Source organism: Nostoc sp. NMS9, assembly GCF_017114995.1.
Lineage (GTDB): Bacteria > Cyanobacteriota > Cyanobacteriia > Cyanobacteriales > Nostocaceae > Nostoc.
The window spans coordinates 64,837-87,993 of record NZ_JABXKL010000026.1; the positions used below are offsets into that span (position 1 = coordinate 64,837).

Annotated in this window: 19 protein-coding genes; 14 read left to right on the plus strand and 5 right to left on the minus strand. The window is 42.3% G+C overall.

The features are described 5' to 3' along the window. The first annotated feature begins 136 nt into the window (after nucleotides 1-136). Together HWQ40_RS09370 and HWQ40_RS09375 are read left to right on the plus strand one after the other, a co-directional pair. Nucleotides 137-373 carry a hypothetical protein gene (locus tag HWQ40_RS09370; protein ID WP_292776920.1) on the plus strand — a complete coding sequence of 79 codons (237 nt, stop codon included), beginning with the start codon at nucleotides 137-139 and terminating at the stop codon, nucleotides 371-373. Then, nucleotides 342-1,226: a hypothetical protein gene (locus HWQ40_RS09375; RefSeq protein WP_292776923.1), complete on the plus strand. Its 885-nt coding sequence runs from the start codon at nucleotides 342-344 to the stop codon at nucleotides 1,224-1,226. Before HWQ40_RS09370 ends, HWQ40_RS09375 begins: the two co-directional genes overlap by 32 nt. A 158-nt stretch (nucleotides 1,227-1,384) precedes the next feature. Here HWQ40_RS09375 and HWQ40_RS09380 read toward each other — a convergent pair whose 3' ends face one another. Both HWQ40_RS09380 and pheS read right to left on the minus strand, forming a co-directional pair. Next, nucleotides 1,385-1,987, minus strand: a complete 603-nt coding sequence (locus HWQ40_RS09380; RefSeq protein ID WP_292776925.1) for a Uma2 family endonuclease — start codon at nucleotides 1,985-1,987, stop codon at nucleotides 1,385-1,387. A 165-nt stretch (nucleotides 1,988-2,152) separates the two neighbouring features. Next, nucleotides 2,153-3,145, minus strand: a complete 993-nt coding sequence (gene pheS / locus HWQ40_RS09385) for a phenylalanine--tRNA ligase subunit alpha (RefSeq protein WP_292776927.1) — start codon at nucleotides 3,143-3,145, stop codon at nucleotides 2,153-2,155. Nucleotides 3,146-3,488: 343 nt separating this feature from the next. Here pheS and surE point away from each other — a divergent pair, with 343 nt between their 5' ends. The 10 genes from surE (at nucleotide 3,489) to HWQ40_RS09435 (ending at nucleotide 14,805) form a co-directional block, all read left to right on the plus strand. After that, nucleotides 3,489-4,295: a 5'/3'-nucleotidase SurE gene (surE, locus tag HWQ40_RS09390; protein WP_292776929.1), complete on the plus strand. Its 807-nt coding sequence runs from the start codon at nucleotides 3,489-3,491 to the stop codon at nucleotides 4,293-4,295. Between the two features lie 277 nt (nucleotides 4,296-4,572). Next, nucleotides 4,573-5,469: an MBL fold metallo-hydrolase gene (locus tag HWQ40_RS09395; protein WP_292776931.1), complete on the plus strand. Its 897-nt coding sequence runs from the start codon at nucleotides 4,573-4,575 to the stop codon at nucleotides 5,467-5,469. Nucleotides 5,470-5,973: 504 nt separating this feature from the next. Beyond that, nucleotides 5,974-7,035 carry a bifunctional riboflavin kinase/FAD synthetase gene (locus HWQ40_RS09400; protein ID WP_292776933.1) on the plus strand — a complete coding sequence of 354 codons (1,062 nt, stop codon included), beginning with the start codon at nucleotides 5,974-5,976 and terminating at the stop codon, nucleotides 7,033-7,035. Nucleotides 7,036-7,201: 166 nt separating this feature from the next. Next, on the plus strand, nucleotides 7,202-8,110 hold the full coding sequence (locus HWQ40_RS09405; RefSeq protein ID WP_104909400.1) for a MoxR family ATPase: 909 nt from the start codon (nucleotides 7,202-7,204) through the stop codon (nucleotides 8,108-8,110). 274 nt (nucleotides 8,111-8,384) lie between these two features. Then, nucleotides 8,385-8,642, plus strand: coding sequence for a hypothetical protein (locus HWQ40_RS09410; RefSeq protein WP_292776982.1), 258 nt, complete (start codon nucleotides 8,385-8,387; stop codon nucleotides 8,640-8,642). Beyond that, nucleotides 8,632-9,015: a type II toxin-antitoxin system RelE/ParE family toxin gene (locus HWQ40_RS09415; RefSeq protein WP_292776935.1), complete on the plus strand. Its 384-nt coding sequence runs from the start codon at nucleotides 8,632-8,634 to the stop codon at nucleotides 9,013-9,015. Before HWQ40_RS09410 ends, HWQ40_RS09415 begins: the two co-directional genes overlap by 11 nt. A 284-nt stretch (nucleotides 9,016-9,299) precedes the next feature. Continuing rightward, nucleotides 9,300-9,887 (plus strand): cytochrome C, encoded by a 588-nt coding sequence (locus tag HWQ40_RS09420; protein WP_292776938.1) that lies wholly within the window; start codon nucleotides 9,300-9,302, stop codon nucleotides 9,885-9,887. Nucleotides 9,888-10,194: 307 nt separating this feature from the next. Beyond that, a complete protein-coding gene (gene secA, locus HWQ40_RS09425) occupies nucleotides 10,195-12,987 on the plus strand; it encodes a preprotein translocase subunit SecA (RefSeq protein WP_292776940.1) in 2,793 nt (930 codons plus the stop codon). A 701-nt stretch (nucleotides 12,988-13,688) separates the two neighbouring features. Beyond that, nucleotides 13,689-14,375, plus strand: a complete 687-nt coding sequence (locus tag HWQ40_RS09430; protein ID WP_292776943.1) for a DUF3800 domain-containing protein — start codon at nucleotides 13,689-13,691, stop codon at nucleotides 14,373-14,375. Nucleotides 14,376-14,613: 238 nt separating this feature from the next. Next, nucleotides 14,614-14,805, plus strand: coding sequence for a hypothetical protein (locus HWQ40_RS09435; protein ID WP_292776945.1), 192 nt, complete (start codon nucleotides 14,614-14,616; stop codon nucleotides 14,803-14,805). A gap of 70 nt (nucleotides 14,806-14,875) precedes the next feature. Here HWQ40_RS09435 and HWQ40_RS09440 read toward each other — a convergent pair whose 3' ends face one another. The 3 genes from HWQ40_RS09440 to HWQ40_RS09450 all read right to left on the minus strand — a co-directional run bounded on the left by HWQ40_RS09440 (nucleotide 14,876) and on the right by HWQ40_RS09450 (nucleotide 19,943). Further along, nucleotides 14,876-15,319 (minus strand): hypothetical protein, encoded by a 444-nt coding sequence (locus HWQ40_RS09440; RefSeq protein WP_292776947.1) that lies wholly within the window; start codon nucleotides 15,317-15,319, stop codon nucleotides 14,876-14,878. A 202-nt stretch (nucleotides 15,320-15,521) separates the two neighbouring features. Next, nucleotides 15,522-18,065 carry a penicillin acylase family protein gene (locus HWQ40_RS09445; protein ID WP_292776949.1) on the minus strand — a complete coding sequence of 848 codons (2,544 nt, stop codon included), beginning with the start codon at nucleotides 18,063-18,065 and terminating at the stop codon, nucleotides 15,522-15,524. Between the two features lie 273 nt (nucleotides 18,066-18,338). After that, nucleotides 18,339-19,943, minus strand: coding sequence for a serine/threonine-protein kinase (locus HWQ40_RS09450; RefSeq protein ID WP_292776951.1), 1,605 nt, complete (start codon nucleotides 19,941-19,943; stop codon nucleotides 18,339-18,341). Between the two features lie 705 nt (nucleotides 19,944-20,648). On the opposite strand from HWQ40_RS09450, the gene HWQ40_RS09455 reads away from it, so the two are divergent. Together HWQ40_RS09455 and HWQ40_RS09460 are read left to right on the plus strand one after the other, a co-directional pair. Continuing rightward, nucleotides 20,649-21,389, plus strand: a complete 741-nt coding sequence (locus HWQ40_RS09455) for an RNA methyltransferase (protein ID WP_292776954.1) — start codon at nucleotides 20,649-20,651, stop codon at nucleotides 21,387-21,389. 174 nt (nucleotides 21,390-21,563) lie between these two features. Next, the gene (locus HWQ40_RS09460; protein WP_292776957.1) at nucleotides 21,564-23,129 is read left to right on the plus strand and encodes a serine hydrolase; all 1,566 of its coding nucleotides are present in this window, start codon (nucleotides 21,564-21,566) and stop codon (nucleotides 23,127-23,129) included. Nucleotides 23,130-23,157 lie beyond the last annotated feature (28 nt).

The window sequence follows — 23,157 nt, forward strand, 5'->3', positions numbered from 1 at the left end:
AGTTTAAGCAACGCGGATTAAGCTTATAGAGTTCAGTCACGGTTTTGCTACAACTATCTTAAACAAGAATAAATCAAAATCTTGGCTAAAAATGGGTAAAATAAATTAGAATAGTCCGCAAGTAGTGGGGCGAATAATGATGTCCTCCGAACCCAGTGAATTAGATAAAAAGATTCAGTCTGCGGCAGAACTGAGTCAAAAAATTACTAATGCATTAAAAGAAACATCAAAAAAAAAATCAGAGCAAGCCTCAGAAGAATTTAATACAATAATTAAAAAGAATGAGAGTGAAGAAGAAGAACGAACCTTACAAGCAGAGATTAAACGTAAAGCAAGAAGAGATGAAATTAGAAAACAATGGAAGCGCTACTAGTTTAAAACACTTTATTTACTTAGACAGAAACCGTCTAAATTCATATTTTTCTCAATTAGAAGATGGGTTAATTCAAGTAAGAAGATTAACAGAAAATTTAGCAAATAAAACTGCTGATGTACATGGAGAGAGATATACAGAAAAGACAGAAGAAGAAGGAAGAGACATAGAGTTGAGTGTAGGGCCAAAGAATCTTATGGGCGGGGTATCAGGGAGAGGGAATGATAAGATAACTAAAAAAGAAGGATATAAAGAAGGTGCCAAAACAATAATGGACGAATCATCAGAAAGCTTTTCACAGGATAAAATTGATTATCATAACACTTATTTAATATTTGAAAAGCAACTGATTAAAAAAGGTATTTTAAAAGAAATTCGCCATGAGAATCAATTAAAGCAGTACGCATCTTTAATCAAAATTACAGGAACATCAAAATTTTTTGATTGGAATTCATTGCTAAAAGTTTTTGATGAATTTGGAAATCTTATAGCTAATAATTCTCCACCAGAAGAAGCATTACAAGCAGATGCAACTAAACTAATATTACAAGCAGTAAAATTATTCTCCCTTGGAGAAATTACTTTACACACAAAAATAGGAAATTCAATTTTAATTAGCTCTCTTAATGTTGAAAATTTATGTATGACCAAGGATCAACTACGTTCAACATATGTAATGCCGGGAGATGTAGAAACAACTATTGTTGGATTTGTACCAAAACGAAGAATAGAACAAACTACATTCCCTGGATTGGCAGGAACTCTAAATATGGCAGAGTTATGGACTCAAATGGCAGGAGAAGTTCAAACAGTCATCGACCCATTAGCAATCTATACAGAAATACATATCTAATAAAAAATAATTAATTTAAAACCGGCAAAAGTTCTTTAATTTTCTCATTTTTCTAACTCGTGTACGTTTAGAAATCTGTTTACCCATCATCGCACAATTTTATTGCGCGATGATTGCACTTCTCAAATCACTTCGTCTGTTTGCCTTTGAAATTTAAACTAAGAAATGGCATTACCCGCATTGCTTTCTCCAGCTTTGAGTACTAGCTCTCCGATTAGCTGTAACTCTGGGAAAATAGTAGAAGCGATCGCACTGTTTCCTGTAAATCTGGTTTCTTCATAAAACCCGTCAACTAATATCAGTACGGTAACTACATTTATTTGTGGATCAACAATCCAATATTCAGCAATTCCCCTTGCGGCATACTCGGAACGTTTGTAGCGATAGTCCCGATCTTCGTTAGCTTTGCCAGGAGAAACAACCTCGACAACTAAAGCCGGAGGTGGCATATCTAGAGTGATTGTGGATCGCGTTGCACCTTCTAAGGCGGTTGCAAGTTCATCCGTCAGCACAACTAAGTCAGGAATGCGAGTTGTCGCACGAGAACCAGCAACAACAATTTCAACTTTGTTACTTAAGCGATTAACTGGGACGAACTTGAGGAAATTTACCAGCAGAAAGAGAGATATCTGGACATTTTTTGGGCTTTCAGGTGGCATTGCAACTAACTCACCTGCCACCAGTTCATATTGGCTATCCGTGCCATCGTCATACTTAAAATATTCCTCAAGCGTTAGACCTTTGCCAATGATTGCAGTCATATCAGGTCAACAGAAGTTACGTACTAATAGTTTACCAAATTCATCAATCCTGATCTATTATTTAAAACCACAGATAATTCATGGGTATTTATCTGTGGTTATATTTTCATCAAATTGACTTTTGCCAATTTACTAAATGCCTGATTATTTAAAGCGATCGCTTCCCTAAAATTGCTGCAAAAACCGCAAATCGCTAGCATACAAACGACGAATATCATCGATTTGATGTAACACCATTGCAAAGCGTTCTACACCAAAACCGGCAGCAAACCCTGTATAAACTTCTGGGTCGTAACCCACAGACTTAAGTACATTTGGATCGACCATACCGCAGCCCATCACCTCCAGCCAGCGCCCATTCCACTGCAAATCCACTTCAGCAGAAGGTTCAGTAAACGGGAAATAACTGGCGCGGAAACGAATTGGTAAATCGCCAAATATTGCTTGTAAAAATACTTTAATTGTGCCTTTGAGGTCTGTAAAAGTTAATCCCTCATCAATGGCTAAAAGTTCTATTTGATGGAAAACTGCTGAGTGAGTCGCGTCTACATTATCTCGCCGATAAACTCGCCCTGGAGCCACAACCCGAATCGGTGGTTCTTCTCTTTCCATGTAACGAATTTGCACCGAAGATGTATGAGTCCGTAAAAGATTCCCATCTGGCAGGTAGAAGGTATCCTGCATATCACGGGCGGGGTGGTCAGGCGGGGTATTAAGAGCCTCGAAATTATAGTAATCTGTTTCCATCTCTGGCCCTTCAGCCACCGTGTAGCCCATACCGACAAAGATATCCAGTGCCCGGTCAATAATGCCGTTGAGGGGATGAATGCGACCTTGGGGGCTGTAAATTCCTGGCATAGTTACATCCAGAGTTTCCGCCTCTAGCAAAGCTTGAATTTGCGCGGCTTCTAAGGCAGCACGTTGCTGGTCTAGACTAGTTTGCAAGGATTCTTTGACTGTATTGGCGATCGCTCCAATTTTTGGCCGTTCCTCTGCGCTCATCTGCCCCATACTTCGCAACAGTGCCCCCAGTTCCCCTTTCTTACCCAGATAGTTAACTCTGAGTTCCTCCAGACGTTCTAAGGTGTCGGCGGCTGCGATCGCTTTTTCTCCTTCTTGCCGCAGTGCTAAAAGTTGAGCTTCTAAATTGCTAGTCATTAGTTATTAGTCATTGGTCATTAGTCATTAGTCTATAGTCAAAAGCTGTGAACTGGTCGATAAATAAACTTACAGTCATACCATTAACATCAGCTAAAGGTGAGGGTTGAAACCAAACCTCTGTTTATCAGTTAGAGATGATTGGGCTAGTACAGCGGGTGCGTAAATCCAGCTAACATCTTACTTCACCAGACTTGGGGATTGAGCAACTTGTCTTAAAGGTAAGCAAAATTCCGCCACACTGTCTAGTGAGTATAAATGTTTTTTTGCTGCTTGTGACCTCAGACATTGACAAATGGCTAATAACAAATAACTAATAACTAATGACCAATGACTAATGACTATGAAATTACTAATTAGCAACGATGATGGCATTTCTGCCTTGGGGATTCGTACCCTAGCCAACTATTTGGCAGAGGCTGGTCATGATGTGAGTGTAGTTTGCCCAGACCGAGAGCGATCGGCAACTGGACACGGCTTAACTTTACACCAACCGATTCGTGCCGAAATTGTTGAAGATATTTTTCATCCTGCTGTCAAAGCTTGGGCTTGTGATGGTACGCCTTCAGATTGCGTCAAATTGGCGCTGTGGGCTTTATTGGAAACTCCCCCAGATTTGGTTCTCTCTGGTATTAATCAAGGTGCGAATTTGGGAACTGAAATTCTGTATTCTGGCACTGTTTCTGCGGCAATGGAAGGTTTAATTGAAGGCATTCCCAGTGTAGCGCTGAGTCTTATGAGTCACACATCTAAAGACTTTCAAGCTGCTGCTAAGTTTGCCACAGTTCTCGTAGACCAGTTAGCCCAAAAACCGCTGCCAGATTTAATGTTGCTCAACGTCAATATTCCTGCGGTTAAATGGGAAAAAATTGCCGGAGTTACTCTCACCCGTCAAGGCATACGGCGTTACATTGATGTGTTTAATAAACGAGTCGATCCTCGTGGAAAAACGTACTACTGGTTAACCGGAGAGGTAATTGAGGATGTGGAACCCCCAAGCGGATTAAATCTGCTTCAAAATGTACCGACAGACGTGCAGGTTGTACGTAAAAACTACATCAGTATTACTCCGTTACAATACAATCTTACTTACGCAACTGGATTAGAGAAATTATCGGAGTGGGAATTCAATTTTCCTGGAATCATTTGATTTATCAGGACAAAAATGTAGTTATTCAAATGCATCACGAAAAAATGTAGGCTATAACGTAGGGGCACTCTTGAAATAACCGATACACATCCACCCCAACACCTGGGAAATTATAACTGACGTATCTCATTCACTTTTACACAATCAGCCAGAAACAGGATATGCTGTTTTACCAAGAAATCCCCCCTCTAGCAAAATCGGTGAGACAGCATAAACTTAGACAAAATAAGTAACAATTCTTTCATTTATCGCCCGCTCAGTCCAGCAAGCAACACCCATGTCTAGGATAGAGAATCAATTTACCGTACAATTTTGGGGCGTTCGCGGCAGCATCCCCAGCCCAGGTCCACACACTGTTCGTTACGGCGGTAATACCCCTTGCATATCAATGCAAGCGGGCGATAAACGCTTAGTTTTCGATGCTGGCACGGGACTACATGTTTTGGGGCAATCTCTGTTGCGCCAAATGCCGTTAGAAGCTCACATATTTTTTACCCACTCTCACTGGGATCACATGCAAGGTTTTCCCTTCTTTACGCCAGGATTTGTAAAGGGGAATGACTTTCATATCTACGGCGCGATCGCACCTGATGGTTCTACCATAGAACAGCGCCTCAACGATCAAATGTTGCACCCGAACTTTCCCGTACCCTTGCAAATTATGCAAGCCAATTTAAATTTCTACGATATTCGACCGGGGCAACCAATCCACATCGATGACCTTACCATAGAAACAGCACCTTTAAACCATCCAGGTGAAGCTGTAGGATACCGCGTCAACTGGCGTGGTGGTGCAGCTACTTACATCACTGATACCGAACATTTTCCCGATCGACTCGATGACAATGTGTTGTGGCTAGCTCGTAATGCTGACATTCTGGTTTACGATTCTACCTACACAGACGAGGAATACCACTCGCCAAAATCCCCGAAAATTGGCTGGGGACATTCTACCTGGCAAGAAGCGGTAAAAGTGGCACAAGCCGCTAACGTCAAAACTCTGGTAATTTACCACCACGACCCGGCACACGATGACGACTTTTTGGATCGTGTAGGCAAAGAAGCCGCTGAAAAATTTCCTGGTGCTATTATGGCACGGGAAGGATTGGTACTTCAGGTTCCGACCTCAGTTGTCTTATCAGAATCTTTTCCTGTTAGCAAGTTTTCTACCTAAAGATTGCGATCGGAGGAATTGGAGATTTTAGATTAGATTGGTGATCAGAGGCTTTCAGCGCGAGAGCATACCTGTTGGCTGTACGGTGAGACAGCGCTGCCCAGAGTTGTCAGAGCGCCGACCACAGGATTGGGGCGACAACAGGAGGACAAACTTTATAGATTCACCAACACAGCCCAGATACCCACAGACGCCCTAAGATTGCGGCTGATGGTCGCCCTAAAACCTCGTTGAAGTCTCAACACGGAACTAGAGCCTTTTTAGCTCTGGTATTTGGGGTTATCTAGACTTAGCAATTAGCTCTCAAGCCGATAGCACAAGAAACCATCTTGGGCGACTTCCCTTGGGTTAGGCTTTTAGCTGATAGCTAAAAGGGGTGGCATTAACACCCTGGCTGATAGCACAAGACCTCATGGGCAGTTGGTGAATGTCCTCCTGAAGGCGGTTTACCATAGGGTAGCTTCCTGCTGAGAGCTAAAATAAACCTAAAATCTCAGAATCCACGTGCTAAATTTGTCTAAAAATGGGTGTTCTGTGCGGGTTGCTTTTTCGAGCGAAGGGCTACTAACGCCGACTGCTGTTGCCCTTGGCAAGTTTGATGGTGTTCATCTTGGTCATCAAAGGGTAATTCAACCAGTCTTGCATGGTGGTAACTTGTCAGTAGCTAGTAGTCCGCAGTCAAAGGAAAATCAACTGACAAATCAAGAATATACCTACTCAACAGTTGTCACCTTTGACCCCCATCCACAGGAGTTCTTTACGGGGCAACCCCGGACTTTGTTAACGCCACTAGATGAAAAAGTCCAACAATTGCGATCGCTTGGGGTAGAACAACTGGTACTACTACCTTTTGATAAAGAATTGTCTGCGTTGACCCCCGAAGAATTTGTCGAAAAAATTCTCGTGCAACAACTGCGATGCCAGCAAATTAGCATCGGGCAGGATTTTTGTTTTGGCGAAAAGCGCAGTGGTACTGCTCAAGATTTGCAATTACTCGCTGCCAAGTACAATATTCCCGTTACCATCGTTCCCTTACAAACTTATACAGGTGATTCGTCCATCCAAACCAGTTGCGTCAGTACTACTCCGACTCAGGATGCCCGCATTAGCACTTCATTGATCCGCCAAACCCTTGAGCAGGGAGACATCGAAAACGCAAATCTATTACTAGGACGCCCCTACACTCTCCTTGGTGATGTCGTTCAAGGTCAACAATTGGGCAGAACAATTGGCTTTCCCACTGCTAACCTCCAACTACCAAAAGAAAAGTTTTTGCCCCGCCAAGGAGTCTACGCTGTCCGCGTTTTCACTCTCGAAGAAACATCAGATACCGCTCCTAGTGAGAACTTGGGCGTCATGAATATCGGTAATCGTCCAACTGTAAATGGTACTTATTCATCTGCGGAAGTACATTTATTCAATTGGTCAGGTGATTTGTATGGCAAAAAACTGGTTGTGCAGCTAGTTAAATTTTTGCGCCCCGAACAAAAATTTCCTTCTCTTGAAGCCCTGAAAACACAAATTCAACTTGATTGCGTTGTTGCTAGAGAAGTTTTGAGTGCTTAGTGGGAACAATAGATAGGGCATTGGGTATTGGGCATTGGGTATTGGGCATTGGGCATGGGGCATGGGGCATTGGGCATGGTTATTCTCCTTGTCCCCTCATCTCCCTCATCCCCCTCATCTCCCCATTCCCCATTCCCCACTCCCCAGTCCCCACTCCCTACAACGCATGAGAGAAAAAATCGACGCTTTAACACAAAATCTGGCTCTTACCATCGTTGGCAAAGCTGAGGCAATACGCTTAGTGCTAGTAGCATTGCTAGGTGGTGGTCATGCTCTCTTAGAAGATGTTCCTGGTGTTGGTAAAACCCTGCTCGCTAAATCCTTAGCTCGTTCACTAGATGGCAAGTTTCAACGGCTACAATGCACTCCCGATTTACTGCCAACTGACATTACTGGCACCAACATCTGGAACCCAAAAAGCGGCGAATTTACTTTTCTGCCTGGGCCAGTCTTTACCAATGTGCTATTGGCTGACGAAATTAACCGCGCTACACCCCGCACTCAGTCAGCTTTATTGGAAGTTATGGAGGAACATCAGGTAACAGTTGATGGTGTCTCTCGTGCAGTTCCCCAACCATTTTTTGTCATTGCCACTCAAAACCCTATTGAGTATCAAGGTACTTTTCCCCTGCCAGAAGCGCAAATGGATCGGTTTATGTTGTCGCTGAGTTTGGGCTATCCTTCTGAGGCAGAAGAACTGCTGATGCTGCAAAATCTCCAAAATGGTGTAAAAGTTGCTAATTTGCAGCCTTGTATTACCTTGGCAGAAGTACAGGAATTGCGTTACCTCTGCTCTCAAGTAAAAGTGGCAACTTCCTTGCAACAGTACATCCTCGAATTGGTGCGGGCAACACGTCAAGATGAGGAAATCGCTCTTGGTGTCAGTCCGCGTGGCACATTAGCATTACAACGGGCTGCCCAAGCGCTAGCTTTTCTATTAGGGCGTGATTATGCCATTCCCGATGATGTGAAATTTCTTGTCCCTCACGTTCTTTGCCATCGCCTTATTCCTAGAGGAGGACGCAATTCAAGGACTGTTGTTGAGCGATTATTGCGATCGGTTTCTATTCCTTAAGGTAACGTGACTTCGATGAGCTAAAAAACAGCTATCCGAGATGGCGATAACTCTATTTATTGCTGGGAAAAATATTTTTTTACGCTTTTACTCCGGTTCCTTCTGCGTCAGTTTGCACATTGCGTATCAACTTATCCAAACTATCAGGGAAATTTCCTCCCATCACCATTTTAGTAAATACCTCATAATAGTCAGACTTGACTGAACTTAAGTTTCCTGAACCTGCCGGAATTTGGGCGTGTTAGGATCTCCTACAAAATCAGGTAGACAACAAATGAAAGCGATCGAAGTTACCGGCAGGATTGATTCTCAAGGAAATCTAGTTCTAGATGAGCCGATTCAGGGAAACACTTATCCTCATCAGGTTCGGGTGATTGTGTTGGTTCCAGAACAAGCAGAAACAGAAGAGGTTGACCCTGATGATACACCCGTTGAGGAGATTAAAGCTAGTTTGAGGAGAGCCTTGCAGCAAGCAAAATCTGGTCAAACTAGACCAATCAGTGAGCTATGGGACAGGATTGATGCTGAGTGATAATGCAGTTTTAATTCGATTTTCCGATGAGTTTGAGCAAGAACTTTACAGACTATCAAAAAGATTTCGCAATATTCGCTCTGATGTTCAACCGATTACCCTGCAATTACAGCAAGGAAATTTTGTCGGCGATGCCTACGGCGGGCTACGCCTACGCATTGCGGGCATTGGTGAGGAATATATTGTTTATAAGGTGAGAGTTCGTAACAGTAGTATCCAAAAAGGTAAGAGTGCTGGATACCGATTGATTTATCAAGTTGAGTCACCTACAAGTCTTTTGCTACTAACGATTTATTCCAAATCTGACCGAGAAGATATTGGTGCAAATGAAATCCGAGATATTGTGGCTGATTTTTCTAGTGAGTCAGATTAAAACTGCTAGTACCGCAAGGCGAATTCAAAATTCAAAATTCAAAATGAATATAGAGTAAGCATTTCATTGATTTTAAATGGTTAGTTTATTTACGCGGTGATGTACTAGAACATTTTTCCTTGCATAGTCAGTGGTGCGCTGAATAAATATTTATATTACTGTTGTCGATATCAAAAATGTGTTGCTTGCCAAAACTACTTACGCAAAATTTGAAACACTGCCAATACTGCGTAAGTCTTATGATTAGCACAAGCGCCACTTTTAAATATCTGGGAATGTGAGGAATGTCAATTTTTGTTAAGCGCAAAATCCGCGATGCCTACGGCGGGCTACGCCAACGCCAAGCACTACAGCCAAGCGCGGAACGTGAATTCAAACGCCAATTTTTCGGTTTACTTCTGGTAATTGTAACGTGGAGTTTAGCTATGGGCTGGCTTCTAGCCTTGGCAACTAACGCCCAAAGTGCTACTTCCCCCGCTGAAATTGGCACTGTTGACGTAGTACCTGCACAATACCAACTGGGGCAAGAACTGTATTTAGAAAACTGCTCCAGATGTCACATTGCCATACCACCAGCCGTTTTACCTACCCAAACTTGGAAAAATATTCTGCAAGACTCGCAGCACTACGGAGCACAACTCCAGCCTTTAGTCGATCCGCCACGCATCTTGGTGTGGAAATATCTTTCGACTTTCTCCCGTGTGCAGCTAGACGACGAAGAAACACCATATCGCGTCAACAACTCGCGTTATTTCAAAGCTTTGCATCCAGGAGTTGAGTTACGACGTCCCGTCCAGATTGGCAGCTGTGTCAGCTGTCATCCCAGTGCTAATGATTACAATTTCCGCCGCCTGACACCAGAGTGGAAGTGAGGAGTGAGGAGTTAGAAGTGAGGAATTGAAAAATTCATAACTCCTAACTCCTAACTCCTAACTCTATTCCCCCACTCCCTCTCTGGCCCCATCTGGGGGCAAAATGATACTATGAAGAAAGAGTAAATATAAGATAAGAGTTAAAACCAATCAGTTTATTAAATGATTGGCTAGTTTTTATCCTGTTTTTGAGGTAATTCTCATTTCACACCCATCTACGACTAAAACGTTTGGGCTGGGTTAAATGTTTATAATCAATGCCTACCCTTTAATTTCCATCCCCTTTGATTCAGTTCTATAACCTGCCATGCTAAAACTTTTGTTGGGCGACCCCAACGCTCGTAAGCTTAAAAAATACCAACCTTCTGTTACTGAAATTAACCTTTTAGAGGAAGAAATTAAGGTTCTTTCCGATGATGAGTTAAAAGGTAAAACCGTTGAATTTAAACAACGGCTCACTAAAGGCGAAACCCTAGATGACATATTGCCAGAAGCTTACGCCGTTGTTCGGGAAGCAGGACGACGAGTCTTAGGCTTGCGGCACTTTGATGTCCAACTTCTTGGCGGTATCATTTTGCACGTGGGGCAAATTGCCGAAATGAAAACTGGCGAAGGTAAAACACTAGTCGCTACCTTGCCGAGTTACTTAAATGCCCTTACTGGTAAAGGTGTACACGTCGTTACCGTCAACGATTACCTGGCTCGTCGGGACGCGGAATGGATGGGACAGGTGCATCGGTTCTTGGGGTTGAGTGTGGGGCTAATTCAGTCAAGCATGACTCCCAGCGAACGTCAGAAAAATTACGAGTGTGATATCACATACGTCACCAACAGCGAAGTAGGGTTTGACTACCTACGGGATAACATGGCGACATCAATGGCAGATGTGGTACAACGCCCGTTCAATTATTGCGTGATTGACGAGGTAGACTCGATTTTAATTGATGAGGCACGGACACCGCTAATTATTTCTGGGCAGGTGGAAAGACCTACAGAAAAATATCTGCAAGCCGCTGAAATAGCATTCACACTCAAAAAAGACGAGCATTATGATGTGGATGAAAAAGCTCGTAACGTGCTATTGACAGATGAAGGGTTTGCTGAATCAGAAAATCTTTTGGGAGTCACAGATTTATTTGACCCAGAAGATCCTTGGGCGCACTTCGTTTTCAATGCAATTAAAGCCAAAGAACTTTTTCTCAAGGATGTAAATTACATCGTCCGTAATGGGGAAGTGGTAATTGTGGATGAATTTACTGGACGGGTACTACCCGGACGGCGTTGGAGTGATGGACTACACCAGGCGATTGAAGCCAAAGAACACGTAGAAATTCAGCCAGAAACTCAAACTCTAGCGACAATTACTTATCAAAATCTGTTTTTGCTGTATCCAAAACTCGGTGGAATGACAGGAACAGCAAAAACGGAAGAACCAGAATTTGAAAAAATTTACAAATTGGAAGTTGCGGTAATTCCCACCAACCGCGATCGCAGACGCGAAGATTTGTCTGATATGGTCTTTAAGACAGAAGCAGGCAAGTGGGGAGCGATCGCGAAAGAATGTGCCGAAATGCACGAACTCGGCAGACCTGTATTAGTGGGAACCACTAGTGTAGAAAAATCCGAACTTCTCAGTCGGCTACTGAAGCAACTGGAAATTCCCCACGAATTACTCAACGCCCGACCGGAAAATGTCGAACGTGAGGCGGAAATCGTCGCTCAGGCAGGACGCAAAGGTGCTGTTACTATTGCTACTAACATGGCTGGTAGAGGTACAGACATCATCCTGGGTGGTAACTCCGAATATATGGCACGTCTGAAGCTGCGGGAATACTTCATGCCCCGGATCGTCATGCCAGAAGATGAAGATAGCTTTGGCGTTCAAAGACCAGCCGGATTGCCTACAGGACACGGTGGTGGTCAAGGCTTTGTCCCTGGCAAAAAAGTCAAAACTTGGCGGGCTTCGCCAGAAATCTTCCCCACCCAGTTAACAAAAGAAACAGAGAAACTACTCAAAGATGCAGTAGAAATTGCAGTGCGTGAGTATGGCGATCGCAGTTTACCAGAATTGGAAGCAGAAGACAAGGTAGCTGTAGCCGCCGAAAAAGCTCCCATCGACGACCCTGTGATTCTAAAATTGCGGTCAGCTTACAACCGCGTTAAACAGGAATACGAACAATTTACTACCCGCGAACATGATGAGGTAGTGGGAATTGGCGGTTTGCACGTAATTGGTACAGAACGCCACGAATCGCGGCGGATTGATAATCAGTTGCGCGGACGTGCAGGAAGACAAGGCGACCCTGGAACCACGAGATTCTTCCTCAGTTTAGAGGATAACCTACTGCGGATTTTTGGTGGCGATCGCGTTGCTGGGTTAATGAATGCCTTCCAAGTGGAAGAAGATATGCCCATTGAATCTGGGATGCTTACCCGCAGTTTGGAAGGCGCACAGAAAAAAGTTGAAACCTACTACTACGACATTCGGAAGCAGGTGTTTGAGTATGACGAGGTGATGAATAATCAACGTCGTGCTATTTACGCCGAACGCCGCCGAGTCCTAGAAGGTCAAGACTTGAAAGAACAGGTGATTAAATACGCTGAAAAAACGATGGATGACATCGTTGACTTCTACATCAACGTAGACTTGCCCTCCGAAGAGTGGGAGTTAGAAAAGTTGGTTGAAAAAGTCAAAGAATTCGTCTATCTGCTAGCGGATTTGCAAGCAAGTCAATTAGAAGATATCACAGTCAGCGAGATTAAAGCCTTCCTCCACGAACAGGTGCGAATTGCTTACGACCTCAAAGAAGCGCAGATTGACCAAGTTCAACCCGGACTGATGCGCCAAGCGGAACGTTTCTTTATCTTGCAACGCATTGATACCCTGTGGCGGGAACACCTGCAACAAATGGATGCCTTACGCGAATCGGTGGGATTACGTGGTTATGGGCAAAAAGACCCGCTGATTGAGTATAAGAGCGAGGGGTATGAATTGTTCTTGGATATGATGGTTAACATTCGCCGAGATGTGGTGTACTCGTTGTTTATGTTCCAGCCTCAGCCGCAGCAAATGGTGCAGGCTTCGTCTGAGATGGTGTAAGTTTTTTTCATACAAAGACGCAGAGGCGCAGAGAGCATTTTCTGCGTCTTTGTTGTATACAATTAGACATTTAGGCATCATCAGATAAGCTATTCCAAAAAGTAATATGGTTAATCGGCAATATTATTGTGCACGTATAGGCAAAAATCCCGAAGTTGTTAGTTTCGATTTGTCGATGCTTATACCATTTCTTTGTGAGGCTGCGCCAAATTTTCTTTCTTCCTTTGTGTCCAACTCTTACGAGACGCTGCGCGAATGCGGTTCCTTCCTTATATAAATAATTTGGCGCATCTTTATACAGAATTGGTATTAGTCGTTTATTTCGAGATATATATTTAGAGTTTATGTCAAACGATTATTTTCAAGAGGCTTTTGGTTATGAATGTATAGATGATGGAAAAGTTTTAGGGATACATATATAGCAATAAAACTCTATTTATTTAATACCACACTCTAATACAACTTCCTGAAGCTGAACAAGATGCGATCGCTTCTACTGGGCGTAGTTTTGAGGTTATCTGTGGTGTGATCGCAGAGTAAGCTATTTTACTTTAATAACTAGGCAACCAGAGACAAGCTAGCCTATAAAGTAGCTGATACAATATAAATAGCAGTCAAGAGGTCTGACCTTTTCAGATCGCGGAAGCTAGGTCTTCCCTTGACTGATTTTTATTGTCTAAGAATATAGAACAGTCATGTATTTGCTGTATGCAGATGAGTCTGGTACAACCCACGACTCAAACCAACAATATTTTGTACTGGCTGGATTTTGTGTATTTGAGCGCCAAGGATATTGGATTTCTGATCAGCTTGACCAAATTGCTGCTAGATTTGATCCTGCCGATCCAGTATCAGTTGAATTGCACGGTAGTCCAATGCTGAGTGGTAGAGGAAAGTGGAGAAGCTATCCTAAGACCGATAGAGAGAAAGCTATTGAAGATATTTTGCAGGTTTTCCTACAGTCACACCCAACTAATCGACTATTCGCAAGTGCGATCAAAAAGACTGTAGTATCACCAAAAGACCCTGTTGAAGTTGCATTTGAACAACTGGCTAGTAGGTTTGATAGGTATTTGATCAGGCTGCACAAAAATGATAATACACAGAGAGGCATCATAATTTTTGACAAATCCACTTACGAGACAACAATTCAATCTTTAGCAACTGACTTTAGAACTATTGGATACAGTTGGGGTGTTATCAGAAACTTTTCTGAAGTACCTTTATTTTTAGACTCAAAAGCTTCGAGACTAATTCAACTTGCTGATATACTCGCTTACACAATTTTCAGACATTTTGAAAAGGGAGATAGCAGATTTTTTTCTATCATTCAGTCTAGATTTGATTCTGAAGGCGGTATAGTTCATGGATTACATATACAGCAATAAAATTCTATTTGTCTAACACTACACTCTAATGCAACTTTCTGAAGCTGAACAGAGTACGTAGGCGTAGCCCGCCACAGGCATCGCTTATACTTGGCGTAGTTTTGGGATTGTCTGTGGTGCCATCGCTCATTTCCTGCGATCGTTGAATAATTTAAAAAATTGTCTATAGAGCAATCTCATCTCACAAAACGTTTATATGGGTCGTGCTATGCTATTGGGGTGTCTAATGAAGAGAGTCATGACTGCTCCAGTTGAAGAATTGTTAAGCACCTTTGATCGTCTGCCAGAGCCAGAGAGACTGGAAATAGCTTTGGAGATTTTAAAAAGGGTCAGACATTTGGACTTTCCATATTTGTCAAAGGAAGATTTGGTTTGGAATGCAGAAGAACTTTTTTTGGAGTTAGATCGGCAAGAAGCTTCTGATGAGTAGCCCTAATCGTGGAGAAGTTTGGCTTGTCGATCTTGGCTACACAGCAAAAGTTAAGGCAGAGGAGAATTGATTATTTGCCAGAACAGTAACTATTAATTTCGTTGACTATTGAACTTTCTTCGCTACTACTCTTTTGCAGAGATACCAAAAAGCCCTTTGCTGCTGGTATATTCTTTTTATCTATGGCTGTTGCTGCATTATTCAATTCCTTACTGATGTTCTGATAGAGTGTGAGAAAGCGTCCTTGGAAACCTTGCAATTTTTCATCCTTAATTTCCAGTGCTTTCATCTCTTTGGCAAGTGGGTCTATCTTACCAGCAAGTTCAGTTAGAGCTTTAGAACCTTTTGCGGGATTGGGATTTTTAGCGAATTCCTGACCTAGAGTAGATGCCTGATTGGCAACTTTTATGACTTTGTTACATTGAGCAACTTTACTTTCGCCACAACCTGCAAATAATAAAGCGATCGCAGTTGTGACTGAAAGTATAAAACTTTGCTTAAATACGTGCTGCATAGGTTCTATGATCTCCAACTATGTTTCGTGAAAGTTGGGCAGTAGAAATGCACGATCGGCGAAAATACTTTTTCTAAAAAGAATCTTTATTTTTGTTTTTAACTTTCTTTCTGCCCTGTTACTTTATACTTCATTTTTCCGAAAATGCGTATGTAATTACACGTAAATAGCCGGATTTTAAATTGTATAGTCATGTTGTCCTTTACTCTACCACTTTTGGAATTAGCCTTAGTGTGGCAGTAGTATTTTCTGTAACATTATTTGATTCCCATAACATCTGGTGGTATTCAATTTTGCGCCAAGGTTCAACCATATCGTTGTAGTGGCTATGGAAAGCATGGCCTGATTGTCCAGGGGTGTGAATTGTTACTGAGTTATCTAAATTTTCCAAATCTACAATCATCCGCAGTGAAGGAATATCAGTTACCTCAAAGGATTTATTTGCTATCCAGCGGTTAGCATTCACTGTTTCGCCATTACCAGATGTCGCAAATGCACCACGATTAAATAAAGCTTCAATCGGTGCAACGCCAGATTTACCCAAGGTGGCATTCCGAAAAGTAATGGTATGCAGCTTGCCCCAATTCCAGTTGTTCGGGTCTTTGCTTTGAATTCGTTCTAGTTCATCCACGGCTTCTATAAAGGACTGCCGAAGGATTTGGTCGCGGTTTTCAACTTTTGGGGTGTTGCGGTTATCCCACCAAGAACTATTGGGCTGATTTACCAGATTTGCTACCACAGCATACCAGCGATCGCCTCCATCAGGAAAGTACTTTTCAGGCAACTGATCGTGAAATGTATCTGCTAGCAAGTGTTTCCAGAATACTTCAAATAGAGCAGCAGCAGGCGATGTCATTCTTAACTGCAAATTCCAATCTTGCAGCAGTTTTTGGGCTGCTTGTAAGCGAGGTGTATTAACAGTGATAGATTTTAGTACTGGCACTAGTGTTTGTGCATTTAAATTGCGATCGTCACCCTGTATCTGCTGCACATCCTTCAAGGAAATCGGCTGAGTTTGTTGTGAAATCATTTCAACAATCCGCTTTGCTCGGTAGCCATAAACCCAGTCTGCGGTAATCAAGTAAGGATATTCACGCATAACTAAATTATTGGCAGTAGCAATATAACCCTGAGGTGGATTAAAACTTTTGGGCAATTTCTCAAAGTCAATATAGCCTTGCCACTCATATTCATCCGTCCAACCAGGAACGGGATAACGCCCATCTCCCTTAGCGCGGATGGGGAATTTACCAGGCAATTGGTAGCCAATATTGCCATCAATGTCAGCGTAGACCAAGTTTTGAGCCGGGACATCATAATTGCTGGCAGCAGTACGGAATTCCTGCCAGTTTTGAGCACGATTGATTTGGGGAATGGCATACCCTAGCTTGGATGGTGCTAGGGCTGTCCAGCGTAGGGCTACGGCGTAGTTTTGCAGTAATTCTAGCGGCTGACTTGACTTGAATTGCTTCAGATTTGGCGAAACATCAGAGAGAATCGGCCCATGTCGGGTATAGCGCACCGTTTGTACAATCGGCTGACTTCCGGCTATTTGAATCGCCTCTTGCACGAGTTGCATATCAACCCATTTGCCATTGACCTCATACTGATTGGGATTTTTCGGGTTGATTTTCTCGATGTATAAATCCATTACATCAGATTGTACATTGGTGACACCCCAGGCAATGCGATCGCTATGACCGATAATTACCCCAATCATTCCCGCAAAGGAAAAGCCAGAAACGTTGTAGGGACATTCTGCACTCTTCGGTGTGCAATGCAAACCAACCTCGTACCAGATAGAGGGTATTTGCACACCTAAGTGGGGGTCATTCGCCAAGATTGGCTTACCTGTTGCCGTCCGCTGACCAGATATTACCCAGTTGTTCGAGCCAATACCTATTCCTGTGGGCCCAATGAGTTGTTCTAAAGCCATCATCGGCTTAGTAATTGACTCTAAAGCAGGTAATACATCTGGAGAATTGAGAAGGACTTCAACATTATTGTCCCTCTCTTCCGCTGCTTCCCTTGTTTCTTGCTGCAACTCAGGTAAAATAACTGGCAAGTCTTTAGGGTAAGGTGGAAAAAGTTCCTCTACTTGATTTGGGTTAAGGGTTTTAAGCAAAATAGCACGTTCAATTTCGCTCTCGAAATTTCTGCCCAAGTCGTAAGCCATTACCTTACCCCAAGTCAGAGAATGCAGTATTTGCCAAGGTTCTGGCTTATACCCAGGATTGAGGAATTTTAGCACAGCATATTCTAAACTCAGGGCGCTACCTTGATGCTCTGCCAAATAGGCATTGACACCATCGGCGTAAGCTTCCAGGTATGCTTTCATCTCTGCATTAATTTCCTGAATTTCTTGCTGCGCTACTCTTGCACAACCCATTGTTCGCAGATATTTATCAGTGTCAACTTGAGATGAACCAAACATTTCTGAGAGTCGCCCAGAACCAATGTGTCGCCAAAAGTCCATTTGCCAAAAGCGGTCTTGGGCATGGATATAACCTTGCGCCATAAATAAATCGTGGGAGTTGGCAGCATAAATATGGGGAACTCCCCATTTATGACGTTGGACGGTTACTTCGGCTTTCAGTTCACGTAATTGAATTGTGCCACTCTCTTGCGGAAAGGATTTGCGCACAGTATAGGTGGTAAATCCCACTAACAATAGCCCTAGCACTAACAGGAAAATCAGAGTAATTTTGAGTCTTTTACGTAACCAACCTTTCCTGGAGCTTTTCATTGTTAAGTGAAATCAGTTGATATTACAAGGTTGATATTACAATAATTTAATCAAAATCTTCAGGAAATGACGTAGGTATAGCCTGTTATAGACATCGCTACTTTACAGCAATTTTCAACTACGTGGAATACAAGTCATTGTAGGCGCACAATACATTATGCCCCTTGGCATATAGTCTATTCAATTGAAAACTGCTGTAATATACCACTCTTGCCAAGTTTACAATAGAAAGAAGGACACACTTCAGGAAAGCGCACCATGCCGAGGGCTACTTTAAGGAGTGTTATCAGTAATTAACCTAAATTTATCTTCCGAGCCAAGTGAGTAATTATTGAGATTAACTGAATAGTTTTGAATTTTATTTTTAGGGTTATTAAGTTCCTGTTGAAACTTATCCCGGAGAGCTTGATCAAGAATTACACCAGGTGTTTCTTTCCTAACACCGATCATGATAATGCTTCTCTGCAATGATGTTTCATCTGGATGACGTTTACAAGAATCAGACTTAAATTGACCTAAATTCAACAATTTATATTCACCTACACTAAACAACTCTTTAGAAACCAGCTTTTGCAGTTGCTTTGCTCGTTGTAATGCTCTAGCTTCTTCCCGGGTTCGTGGATCTTCCTGACTTGAATCTGCTTCACAAGATGCTGTTCCAACAGAAATAATTTTATTAGGATTCTCAATCTGCTTGAATATTTCTCCTTTTTTCTCGATTTGAGATTTTAATTGTGTGAGAGTAATAGTCTTATTTTTATCTTCTACAAAATTCGATTCTCCAACTTTCCATCGATAGCCAATAGACAGAACTGCTGTCTTAAATTCAGCACTTCCACCGTACTTGTCTCTACCTTCCACCCACGGCGAATAAACATCATCAACTATTTTTACTGATTCATATTTTGGAGCTTCAGGTTTTGTGACTATAGGGGGATTATCAAATGATTGCTTTTTTGATATTCCTAAAACTACTAATACACTTAAAAGTCCTAAAGCTCCTGCAAGTAACAATAACAAAAGTAAAGGAAATAGGAAAACAGGTGTGGTGTTTAATGACTTTAAAGCTTTCAAAGCCTCTGTCGCATCTTGATAACGCTGGTTATAGTCACGACGAACCATTTTTTCTAAAATACCTGCTAACTTTCGGCTAACCTTTGGTGCTTTATTTCGCCAAACAATCTCATGTATTTTAGAACCACTATCTAATACATGTGGAGATAGCCCTGTGAGGGCTTGGATACCAATTATACCCACTGCGTAGATATCACTGCTAAGTTGTGGGTTTCCATCGATTTGTTCGGATGGCATATAACCAGGAGTACCAATACTAATAGTTCGAGGCTTTAGACCTTGGGCAGATGCCTTAGTAGTCATTTCATCAATAAGTTTAGCTATCCCAAAATCAATAATTACAATCTTTTTGTCACGCTGGCGACGCATTAAATTTTGAGGTTTAATATCTCTGTGAATGATGTTTTCTTGATGAATAAATTCCAAAACCTCAAGAATATCTTGTAACATATTGATTACTTGATTCTCACTCAAAGGCTTGTCCATCTCTTTACTCAAGTCATGACCATCTATAAAATTTTGGACTATATAGAGTTCCCCATTGTTCTCAAAAAAATCAGTAATTTTAGGAATTTGATCACACTCCTCAAATAAAAATAGGAATTTGGCTTCCTCACGAAATCGCTTTTTTACATCATCTATAAAATTTGGAGGAATCTTGTTTAATTGAACTTTTTTGACTACACATTCATGCCATTCTAAACGTTTGTCTTTAGCTAGATAAGTATCGCCAAATCCTCCGCTACCAAGTAGCTTGGTGATTATATAGCGATTATCAAGCTCTTTGCCCAGTTCGTTGTTCATAGCTTTCACTTAAATATTGTTTTATACTTGTTAGCAAGGTAGACGATTAAGGAAACTAAATCCAGCTTTCAGCAGATAAATTCGTCTTATAGCTTTTAGTTTTCCGATTATCCCTAACTGTATATCGGATGATTCCCACAGCCACACATGGTGTTTAACTCCAAGCACGATGACGTTTGTTCAAATGTGCTTGGTCAGAGTCTCAGTTATAGAATTCCCAAATTTGTAAAAAAATAACAGGTTTAATTTAAAATCATAGATAGTCAGTTAAATATGTGATTACTCGAAACTAATACCAATTTTAAAAAAGACAGTTACGGATTAAATCATGTATAAACCCAGATTAATTCTGGCTTGATTAAAGCTACAATGATGTCAAAGAAACTTTTCAGCAGAACATACAATGCTGAGAATCAGCCTAAAAGTATTTCTGAGTGCGATCGCAGTAGGCAAAAAATGAGCTTGGCTGGATTAAGAATTGTGTTGGTACCAGCTGGGCCCATCAATGTTGTGATGATTAAAGCAGGTAACTTCTAAAAAGCGACAAACGACTAGCCCAACGGCGGAGATTGCGCTGAACTGTTCAGACCTGATGCAGGCATTCACTTACACAGCTAAAATGATTTCAAGGAAACTCTTCAGCAGAACGACGACGCTGAAAATTAGCCTGTAAGGATTATCTGGTGCGATCACAGGAGGCAAAAAATGGGCTTGGCTGGATTAAGAATTGTGTTGGTAGAACCAGCTGGGCCGATAAATATCGGCGCGATCGCCAGGGTAATGAAAAATTTCGGTCTATATAATTTAGTATTAGTGAACCCCCAATGCGATCCACTATCGACGGAAGCTTTGATGATGGCTGTTCACGCTCAAGAAATTTTAGAATCTGCGGTATTCGTGGCGACCTTACCAGAAGCATTGCATGGATGTGTACGGGCGATCGCTACCACTGGTCGCGTTCGCAGTTGGGAAACACCCTTAGAAAATCCTCGCACTGCACTACCCTGGTTACTGGAGGAACCAGAAAAACCCACAGCACTGATTTTTGGCAGAGAAGACCGGGGATTAAGCAATGAAGAATTAAATTATGCACAGAGGTTTGTTGGCATTCCCACAAGTCAAGATTATGTCGCCCTGAATTTGGCTACTGCTGTAGCAATTTGTTGTTATGAATTGTCACAATGTGCCCAACAACTTGACACTCAAACCTTACCTCAAACTGAACTCGCACCCTTGGAGGTTGTGGAAGGATACTACCAGCAATTAGAATCAATATTACTGAAAATTGGTTATGTATATCCCCATACGGCAGCTAGTCGTATGGGAAAATTTCGCCAATTGTATAATCGCGCTCACTTGAAAACTGGGGAGGTAGCTATGCTGCGAGGAATTTTGCAGCAGGTAGAATGGGCGCTGAAAAACCAGAAGAATAGTGAAAACTTGTAATTATTCGTTTAATATATACGCAATCATCTCCCCAAAATAATTAATATGGCTTAAACTAAACACAAAAATGCTACTTAGTGGCAAAGTGGAATTTGAGTATTAATATTGCTTAAAGATTAAGTTTGGGGTCAAGAGTCTGCAAGAAAACAGTCAAGTGGGTCACAAGGAGTAACTGTGTCAGAATCAAGTGGCGAACTAACAGCTTTCTCGCGGCGTCAACCCTTAAATCGCCGCCAGCAGCCACAAAAAGTTCAAAAAGTGGTAAAAAAGAGAGTTAAAGCTAACAGTCAGCAGCAAACTACAAATGGATCTGACGGGGCACTAACACGCCCAAAAAATCAAATCAGTCCTCCCCCAATCTCTGGCGCTACACGTAGGGTAAAATCGGGGTTAGTCATGCCAACGGCAGTAAAACCAATACCTAGTGTCAAGGGAAAAATTCCTCCCTTCCGACCAGGTGCTGTGATGGTTAAAACAGTGCGGATGGAAAAGCCAAAAACAGGCAGACGCTCATCGCGGAAAACCCGGTTAAAGCCAATGGCCAAAACCATATTGTATGTTTTGCGGTTATTGATTGTGGGTGTTGGGATGGGTGCAATTGTGGGCACTGTATTGTCAGTATTAGACCCAGCCAATCGCATCAGCACGAACTCGGCGTCGCAATCTAATAGTAATGTGGCGCGATCGCAGCCACAACCTACCCAAACTCCTCCAGCCGCAGCTTCGAGTCTATACCTATCTCAGGAAATTACCTCGTTGAAAAATTCCGTGCAAAATTTGGCGGCCACCAACCCAAATCTCACACCTGGAATTTTCTTAGTAGATTTAGATACTGGTAATTATGTAGATATCAATGCCTCTACCAGTTTTCCGGCGGCTAGCACGATTAAAGTGCCAATTCTGATTGCCTTTTTCCAGGATGTGGACGCGGGGAAAATTCGCCTAGATGATATGCTGACCATGCAACAGGATATGGTAGCTGGCGGTTCGGGAAATCTGCAATACAAACCACCCGGAACTCAGTACGCCGCTTTGGAAGTAGTCACTAAAATGATTACAATCAGCGACAACACAGCGACAAATATGCTGATTGCCCGACTGGGAGGAATAGATGCTTTAAACCAGCGTTTCCGTAGTTGGGGATTGACAGCTACAACAATTCGTAATCAACTCCCAGATTTGCAAGGCACAAACACCACTAGTCCCAAGGAACTAGGGAATTTGATGGCGATTGTGAGTCAGGGAAATTTAGTCAGTATGCCATCACGCGATCTCATGCTCGATATCTTGCGTCGCACCCAAAAAGACACTCTGCTACCATCAGGTTTGGGAACAGGCGCAAGAGCATACCACAAAACGGGTGATATCGGCACAATGTTGGCAGATGCAGGTTTAATTGTTGTTCCAACTGGCAAGCGCTACATAGCTTCCGTCATGGTACAACGCCCAGAAAACGATCCTCGTGCCGAAAAATTGATTAGCTCAATTTCTCGTGCAGCCTACCAAGAGTTTAGCCAAAATCCTGTCACACCCAACGCCACTACAAACACTGTACCCGCAAATGGTTATCAGCCCCAGGTTGCGAATCCTGCTTTACCTAACGGTACAACAGGCACTGCGCCCATGAGCATTTATCAGCCTCCTGTTGTCACTCCTGTACCCAACGGCATGGGAAGTACAGTACCCACAAGCGGTTATCAATCTCCAGTAATGAATCCTCAGTATTACCCTCCAAGATAATTATGAATTATGAATTTTTTAATTACGA

Excerpts from the sequence above, each read along its gene's own strand:
- secA (WP_292776940.1), top strand. The coding sequence starts at position 10,195 with ATGCTAAAACTTTTGTTGGGCGACCCCAACGCTCGTAAGCTTAAAAAA.
- HWQ40_RS09370 (WP_292776920.1), top strand. The coding sequence starts at position 137 with ATGATGTCCTCCGAACCCAGTGAATTAGATAAAAAGATTCAGTCTGCG.
- HWQ40_RS09395 (WP_292776931.1), top strand. The coding sequence starts at position 4,573 with ATGTCTAGGATAGAGAATCAATTTACCGTACAATTTTGGGGCGTTCGC.
- HWQ40_RS09435 (WP_292776945.1), top strand. The coding sequence starts at position 14,614 with ATGACTGCTCCAGTTGAAGAATTGTTAAGCACCTTTGATCGTCTGCCA.
- HWQ40_RS09440 (WP_292776947.1), bottom strand. The coding sequence starts at position 15,319 with ATGCAGCACGTATTTAAGCAAAGTTTTATACTTTCAGTCACAACTGCG.
- HWQ40_RS09410 (WP_292776982.1), top strand. The coding sequence starts at position 8,385 with ATGAAAGCGATCGAAGTTACCGGCAGGATTGATTCTCAAGGAAATCTA.
- HWQ40_RS09380 (WP_292776925.1), bottom strand. The coding sequence starts at position 1,987 with ATGACTGCAATCATTGGCAAAGGTCTAACGCTTGAGGAATATTTTAAG.
- HWQ40_RS09405 (WP_104909400.1), top strand. The coding sequence starts at position 7,202 with ATGAGAGAAAAAATCGACGCTTTAACACAAAATCTGGCTCTTACCATC.
- HWQ40_RS09375 (WP_292776923.1), top strand. The coding sequence starts at position 342 with ATGAAATTAGAAAACAATGGAAGCGCTACTAGTTTAAAACACTTTATT.
- HWQ40_RS09415 (WP_292776935.1), top strand. The coding sequence starts at position 8,632 with ATGCTGAGTGATAATGCAGTTTTAATTCGATTTTCCGATGAGTTTGAG.
- HWQ40_RS09450 (WP_292776951.1), bottom strand. The coding sequence starts at position 19,943 with ATGAACAACGAACTGGGCAAAGAGCTTGATAATCGCTATATAATCACC.
- HWQ40_RS09445 (WP_292776949.1), bottom strand. The coding sequence starts at position 18,065 with ATGAAAAGCTCCAGGAAAGGTTGGTTACGTAAAAGACTCAAAATTACT.
- HWQ40_RS09455 (WP_292776954.1), top strand. The coding sequence starts at position 20,649 with ATGGGCTTGGCTGGATTAAGAATTGTGTTGGTAGAACCAGCTGGGCCG.
- HWQ40_RS09420 (WP_292776938.1), top strand. The coding sequence starts at position 9,300 with ATGTCAATTTTTGTTAAGCGCAAAATCCGCGATGCCTACGGCGGGCTA.
- surE (WP_292776929.1), top strand. The coding sequence starts at position 3,489 with ATGAAATTACTAATTAGCAACGATGATGGCATTTCTGCCTTGGGGATT.
- pheS (WP_292776927.1), bottom strand. The coding sequence starts at position 3,145 with ATGACTAGCAATTTAGAAGCTCAACTTTTAGCACTGCGGCAAGAAGGA.